We start from the raw sequence: 7,013 nt of genomic DNA on the forward strand, positions 1-7,013 counted from the left end.
CGGGCTGCCCCGCCCGGCCCGGGCTCACGGCGCGCAGACCTTTTCGGTCAGCCTCGCCGCCGGGCCCGCGGGCTTGCCGCAGACGATCGAGCTGACTGCCTTCGCCCCCGGACCGGTGACCTTCACGATGTTGATGCCGTGCAGGTTGTCGGTCACCGTGGCGGGCGAGCCCGCCAGCCTGACCGTCCCGGTGGGCATGTCGTTGAGGTCGACCGTGTGCAGCAGCGCCCAGGTCTCGGCGGCGCTTCTCGGGACGTCGCCCCGGGCGGCGGCGTCGTAGAGCGCGGCCGTCGCGGTGTAGGACATGACGATCTGGCCGCTGGAGAAGAGTTCGTCCCTGTACCCCTCCTGCCCGGCCTCCGGGGCGGCCTGCTCCGTACCCTCCGGGAACAGCGCGCCCAGGGCGGCGCTGGAGCGCGGATAGAAGGCGTCGCCGCGCCCGGGGGCCATCGGGGCGAGCGAGCTGTAGTAGAGGGTGACGTGGCGCGCGAGGTAGTCGCTGCTGTTGAAGCTCGCCTTGGTCAGGTCGTCGCCGGTGAAGACGGTGATGTCCTTGTCCGAGCAGCCGGTGATCCGCGAGAGCCCGTCCATCAGCGGGTTGACGTCCTCGACCCGGCCCGCGAAGTACAGCGCGTCCGGCACCGGCTGCGCCGCGCAGATGTCCCGGAGCGGGTCGCCCAGGGCGGCGGCGCCGTTGGCGGCGAGCGGGTAGGACGCGTTCTCGCCGACGAGGTAACCCGACTCCTGGAGCATCTTCCGCCCCGCGTCGCGCTGTTCGATCGTGTACTGGTCCTTGTCGCCGTTCCCCCTCGCCCGGGAGAGCACCAGCGCGCGGCCGACGTGGTCGGTGGGCAGCAGTGCGCGGGCGATGAGCCCGAGCACGTGCGTCTGCTCCTCGTCGGTCGCCGCGAGTCCGAAGTAGTTCGTGTAGAGGCGGGGCAGGTCGCTGCTGGAGTTGGTGGAGTCGACCACGGCGAGGCCCGCCTTGCGCAGCGCCTCGGTGGCGGCCCCGCTCTCGGTGGTGTTCCGGCCCATGCCCACCACCCCCACGACGTGCGGGTCACGGCGGGCCACCTCGATGATCTTCCGTACGGCGGTGGTCTGCCGCAGCATGTCCTCGCCGCCGTTGGCCGTGAGCACCTTGAGCTTGACGGGGTGCTTGGCGGTGGGGCTGTTGACCAGCTGCTGCTGGAGGTAGACCCCGGTGAGCTCCTCCAGCCCCTTGCGGGTGTCCGCCTCCTTCTCGGCGGTGAGCGGTCCGGCGTAGACCACCGTGACGTACGAGTCGCCGGGGCCGATCGAGGCGTTCTCGTCCCGGATCGCCTGCTCGACGCGTGCGAAGGTCACACCCCGGCCGGAGCCCTTCAGCTGGAGCCCGTTGCCCTCGGCGAACCGCACTTCGTCCGTCGTGGCCACCCCGACGCACTCCCGCGGGCCGTTGCCGGCTCCGCTCCACACGGAGTCCGTGTTCCGGTCGGTCAGCGGTCCGTGGCAGTACGTGTCCTGCCAGTGCCGGCTCCAGAGGAAGGTGCCGAGCAGACTGGTGACGAGGACCAGCGCGACCGTGGTCCGGGACATCACGAACCACGCCCACGTCCGGCGCACCCGCTGCGTGTGCAGCTGGGCGTCCGCGTGGTCGTGCAGCAACTGGGCGGTGGAGAGCGGCAGCCGCAGCACCCACGACAGCGTCGAGGCACCGGCGGGGTTCTGGCCGACGCTCAGGTCGTCCACCCACCGCCGGTAGCGGGCCTGCGCTCCCGCCCACGGCACCCGGCCGCCGGCCGGCGACTGCTCGGGCGGCTGCGAGGGGGTGTGGGTCAGCTCCTCGGCGGCCGGCAGGGAGGCCAGGAACAGCAGCGGGTCGACTTCGCTGCGGCGGGAGCGCACGTTGTTGATCGCGTTGATCAGCAGTACGCCGCCGTTCTCGCCGGTGGCCGTCGGCAGCAGCACCACCGGGGGGACCGTGCGCTTGCTCCGCCGCCAGTCCAGCGCGCGCGGCCGGTAGTTGTGCCGCAGGTCCTCCAGCAGCGCCTGGACCCGCAGCTCCAGGTGGAACTGGCGGGCGGCCGGGTCGCCCTCCTCGGCCTCCGCCACCCGGAGCGCGACGGCGGCGGCGCGGGCCCGGATCACCCGCCACGAGCCGCTCGGCGACAGCCAGGACCAGCCGTCCGAGGGGTACCCGGTGCTGGAGGCGGCGAGCGAGGAGGTGGTGGCGAACCAGCGGCTGGCCCGTCGCAGCCAGAGCAGCGGGGGAGCCGAGGCCGTCAGCAGCCGTACCACCGCCAGGCCGAGCGCCGCGGCGGCGGCCAGCAGCAGGGTGGCGGTCCAGCCGATCTCGCCGATCAGTACGCCGAGCACCGCGATGAACACGGCACCCAGGAAGGTCTCGGGACGGACGGATTCGCGCAGCGAGCGGGACCAGTCGCCGCGCCCGGACCGGGCGGGCCGCCAGCGCAGCGAGCCCAGCTCCTCCAGGATGCGCTCGCCCCGGACGGTGGCGGTGCTCCCGCCCGGCTGCGCGAGCACCTGGGCGGTGGCCTGCTCGATGGCGCCGAGCAGCCGCGACCGGGGGAAGGCGAAGGGCTTGTACTGGCTGCCCTCCCGGGTCTCCCAGGGGTGCTCGGCGAGCCCGCGCACCATGTCCAGCGCCGACTCGTACGCGGACGCGCCCCGGGGCTCCAGCAGCCGCACCGGGACCCGGCGCGGCTCGTTGGCGCGGTACACCAGGTGCGCGATCTCGCGGACCCGGTCGTCGATGTCGGGCGCGGCGCCGATGTCGTCGGCCTGGGCCACCACGATCGGCATCACCGGCCGGTTGATCCGGTACCGGTCGATGAGCGTCTGCACGAGGTGGAACACGGCGGACGCCGCCTCGTTCCCGCCGCTTTCCTGCCAGTCCCCTCGCGCCATCCCCGTAACCCCCGTCGCAGACGAATCCCGCACCCCCAATAAACCGGTCAGGAGTGCGAACCGCAGCGATTTCTCCGGATCGGAACCCGATCCGTGGGAACGGTCACCGAACAGTGCCGCGGGTCACCCGGGAAGGGTGACGAAGTCGATCAATTCTTCCACTCTGCCCAGTAGTTGAGGCTCGATGTCCTTGTACGAGCGGACCCCGGACAGGATGTGCTGCCAGGCCGCCCCGGTGTTCTCCGGCCACCCCAGCGCCCGGCACACCCCGGTCTTCCAGTCCTGCCCGCGCGGTACGGACGGCCAGGAGGCGATACCCACCGAGGCGGGCTTCACGGCCTCCCAGACGTCGATGAAGGGATGTCCGACCACCAGCAGGTGCGGATCGGACACCTCGGCGGCGATGCGGGACTCCTTGGAGCCCGGTACGAGATGGTCCACCAGCACCCCGAGCCGCGCGCCCGGACCCGGCCCGAACTCCCGCACGATCGCCGGGAGATCGTCGATGCCCTCCAGGTACTCCACGACCACCCCCTCGATGCGCAGATCGTCGCCCCACACCCGCTCGACCAGCTCCGCGTCGTGCCGGCCCTCCACGTAGATCCGCCCGGCCCGTGCCACCCGCGCCCGCGCACCCGGCACCGCCACCGACCCGGAGGCCGTACGCGACGGCACCACCGGACCGCCGGACGACGGGCGCACCAGCGTCACCACCCGCCCCTCCAGCAGGAAGCCGCGTGGCTCCATCGGGAACACCCGGTGCTTGCCGAACCGGTCCTCCAGGGTCACCACCGGACCCTGGGCGGACTTCTCGCAGCGGATCACCGCACCGCAGAAGCCGGTGGACACCTCCTCCACGACCAGATCCGGATCGGCGGGCACCTCGGGCACGGGGGCGGACCTCTTCCACGGCGGGGTCAGGTCCGGCTGGTAACTGCGCATGGCACGACGATAATTCGGCCGAAGCCCGGAGCGGGGCTCGCCCCGGCGGGCCCGCCCCCGTCACCCCGTTCCGAAGCGCCCCGCCAGCAGCTCCCGCTGCGCCCGCACGAACGCCGCGTCCACCGCCGCCCCGTGCCCGGGTACGTACACCGCGTCCTGTCCGCCCAACGCCAGCAGTCGGTCCAGGGCGGCGGGCCAGAGGGCCGGCACCGAGTCCGGGCCCGTCTGCGGCTCACCCGACTCCTCGATCAGGTCCCCACAGAGCACCACTGCGGGCGCCCCCGGCGAACCGGGGACCAGGACCGCCAGATCGTGCCCCGTGTGCCCCGGCCCCACGTTGGCCAGCACCACCTCGCGGCCCCCGCCCAGGTCGAGGGTCCAGCGGTGGCACACCTCACGCCCGGGGAACACCAGCGCGTCGACCGCCTGGGCCGCGTCGTGCTCGGGCAGACCGTTGCGCACCGCGTCGGCGTGCATCTCGTCCACCGACCGCCGCATCCGCGTGGCCACCCCGTACGCCCCGAACACCTCGGCGCCCGCGAAGGCGGCCGTACCGAAGACGTGATCGAAGTGCGGATGGCTCAGTGCGACATGGGTCACCCGCCGGCCCAGCAGCCGCTGCGCCTCGATCCGCAGGCCGACGCCCTCACGCAGGCTCGCACCGGTGTCCAGCACCAGCGCGCGGTCCGTCCCGGCCACCAGCGCGGCGGTCGCGTCCCAGCCGGGGAGCCTCCGGCGGCCCACGCCGTGGCCCAACCGCTCCCAGCCCAGCTCTTCCCAAGAGAGGTCCATGAGGAGACGCTATCCGCATCGACCTGCGCGGTCTCGCGGGCCGCGGCCGGTCGCCCTTGCCCGGGGCCCTGTCCACCCCCGTACACTGACCGGGGGAAAGCTGGCACTCAGACGCACAGAGTGCCAGGAAGTAGCCACCACGACCGACAGCTGGAGGTGTGCGCGATGCTCAGCGAACGCAGACTTGAAGTGCTGCGCGCCATCGTCCAGGACTACGTCGGCACCGAGGAGCCGGTCGGCTCCAAGGCGCTCACCGAGCGGCACCGGCTCGGGGTCTCCCCGGCCACCGTCCGCAACGACATGGCGGTGCTGGAGGACGAGGGCTTCATCGCCCAGCCGCACACCAGCGCCGGGCGCATCCCCACGGACAAGGGGTACCGCCTCTTCGTGGACCGGCTCGCGGGCGTCAAGCCCCTGTCGTCGCCGGAGCGCCGGGCGATCCACAACTTCCTGGACTGCGCCGTCGACCTCGACGACGTGGTGGCCCGCACGGTACGGCTGCTCGCGCAGCTGACCAGGCAGGTCGCCATCGTGCAGTACCCCTCGCTGACCCGTTCCACGGTGCGGCACGTGGAGCTGCTGGCCCTGTCACCGGCCAGGCTGATGCTGGTCCTGATCACCGACACCGGCCGGGTCGAACAGCGTATGATCGACTGCCCCGCGCCGTTCGGCGAGACCTCTCTCGCCGATCTGCGGGCCCGGCTCAACAGCCGAGTCGTGGGACGACGCTTCAGCGACGTCCCGCTGCTCGTGCAGGACCTGCCGGATTCCTTCGAGAACGAGGACCGCGGCACGGTCGCCACGGTCCTGACCACTCTCCTCGAAACCCTGGTCGAGGAGACGGAGGAGCGGCTGATGATCGGCGGCACCTCCAACCTCACCCGCTTCGGGCACGACTTCCCCCTGGTGATCCGGCCCGTGCTGGAAGCGCTGGAGGAACAGGTCGTCCTGCTGAAGCTGCTCGGTGAGGCCACGGACTCGGGCATGACCGTACGGATCGGGCACGAGAACGCCCACGAGGGCCTCACCTCCACGTCCGTCGTCACGGTCGGCTACGGTTCGGGCGACGAGGCAGTCGCCAAACTCGGCGTGGTCGGACCGACCCGCATGGACTACCCCGGAACGATGGGAGCGGTACGCGCAGTGGCACGTTACGTCGGACAGATCCTGGCGGAGTCGTAAGTGGCCACCGACTACTACGCCGTGCTCGGCGTACGGCGCGACGCGTCGCAGGACGAGATCAAGAAGGCATTCCGTCGGCTCGCCCGTGAGCTGCACCCGGATGTCAACCCGGACCCGAAGACCCAGGAGCGGTTCAAGGAGATCAACGCCGCTTACGAGGTGCTCTCGGACGCCCAGAAGAAGCAGGTCTACGACCTCGGCGGGGACCCGCTGTCGGCCTCGGGCGGCGGCGGTGGCGCGGGCGGCTTCGGCGCCGGCGGCTTCGGCAACTTCTCCGACATCATGGACGCCTTCTTCGGCACGGCGTCGCAGCGCGGACCCCGTTCGCGCACGCGGCGCGGCCAGGACGCCATGATCCGGCTGGAGATCGACCTCGCCGAGGCGGCCTTCGGGACCACCAAGGACATCCAGGTCGACACCGCCGTCGTCTGCACCACGTGCAGCGGCGAAGGCGCGGCCCCCGGCACCTCGGCCCAGACCTGCGACATGTGTCGCGGGCGCGGCGAGGTGTCCCAGGTCACCCGTTCCTTCCTCGGCCAGGTCATGACCTCGCGGCCCTGCCCGCAGTGCCAGGGATTCGGCACCGTCGTGCCGACCCCCTGCCCGGAGTGCGCCGGTGACGGCCGCATCCGCTCGCGGCGCACCCTCACGGTCAAGATCCCCGCGGGTGTCGACAATGGGACCCGGATCCAGCTGGCAGGCGAAGGCGAGGTCGGCCCCGGCGGCGGCCCCGCCGGAGACCTCTACGTCGAGATCCACGAGGTGCCGCACGCGACGTTCCAGCGGCGCGGCGACGACCTGCACTGCACGGTCACCATCCCCATGACGGCGGGCGCGCTCGGCACGAAGGTGCCGCTGGAGACGCTCGACGGCGTGGAGGAGATCGACATCAGGCCCGGCACCCAGTCCGGCCAGTCGGTCCCGCTGCACGGACGCGGCATCACGCACCTGCGGGGCGGCGGTCGGGGCGACCTGATCGTGCACGTCGAGGTGCTGACCCCCAGCAAGCTCGACCCCGAGCAGGAACGCCTGTTGCGCGAGCTGGCCAAGCTGCGCGGTGAGGAGCGGCCGACCGGGCAGTTCCAGCCCGGCCAGCAGGGGCTCTTCTCCCGCCTGAAGGACGCCTTCAACGGCCGCTGAGGCCCGTACGGCTCCGTACGTACGCAACCGCACCGCCCGCCGGGACC

The 7,013-nt window shown here is 72.2% G+C and carries 5 protein-coding genes; 2 read left to right on the plus strand and 3 right to left on the minus strand.

Features of this window, described 5'->3' with window-relative positions; genetic code table 11:
* Positions 1 to 24 precede the first annotated feature (24 nt).
* From ACFWEP_RS09675 to ACFWEP_RS09685, 3 genes are all read right to left on the minus strand, one after another.
* Positions 25 to 2,910 (minus strand): hypothetical protein, encoded by a 2,886-nt coding sequence (locus ACFWEP_RS09675; protein ID WP_387368237.1) that lies wholly within the window; start codon positions 2,908 to 2,910, stop codon positions 25 to 27.
* Positions 2,911 to 3,033: 123 nt separating this feature from the next.
* On the minus strand, positions 3,034 to 3,852 hold the full coding sequence (locus ACFWEP_RS09680; protein WP_387368239.1) for a DUF3097 domain-containing protein: 819 nt from the start codon (positions 3,850 to 3,852) through the stop codon (positions 3,034 to 3,036).
* A 60-nt stretch (positions 3,853 to 3,912) separates the two neighbouring features.
* On the minus strand, positions 3,913 to 4,644 hold the full coding sequence (locus tag ACFWEP_RS09685) for an MBL fold metallo-hydrolase (RefSeq protein ID WP_387368241.1): 732 nt from the start codon (positions 4,642 to 4,644) through the stop codon (positions 3,913 to 3,915).
* A 165-nt stretch (positions 4,645 to 4,809) separates the two neighbouring features.
* On the opposite strand from ACFWEP_RS09685, the gene hrcA reads away from it, so the two are divergent.
* Positions 4,810 to 5,826, plus strand: a complete 1,017-nt coding sequence (gene hrcA, locus ACFWEP_RS09690) for a heat-inducible transcriptional repressor HrcA (RefSeq protein WP_387368245.1) — start codon at positions 4,810 to 4,812, stop codon at positions 5,824 to 5,826.
* On the plus strand, positions 5,827 to 6,966 hold the full coding sequence (gene dnaJ, locus ACFWEP_RS09695) for a molecular chaperone DnaJ (RefSeq protein WP_328721803.1): 1,140 nt from the start codon (positions 5,827 to 5,829) through the stop codon (positions 6,964 to 6,966). It begins immediately after the preceding gene.
* Positions 6,967 to 7,013 lie beyond the last annotated feature (47 nt).

This window comes from Streptomyces sp. NPDC060198, assembly GCF_042728415.1.
Lineage (GTDB): Bacteria > Actinomycetota > Actinomycetes > Streptomycetales > Streptomycetaceae > Streptomyces.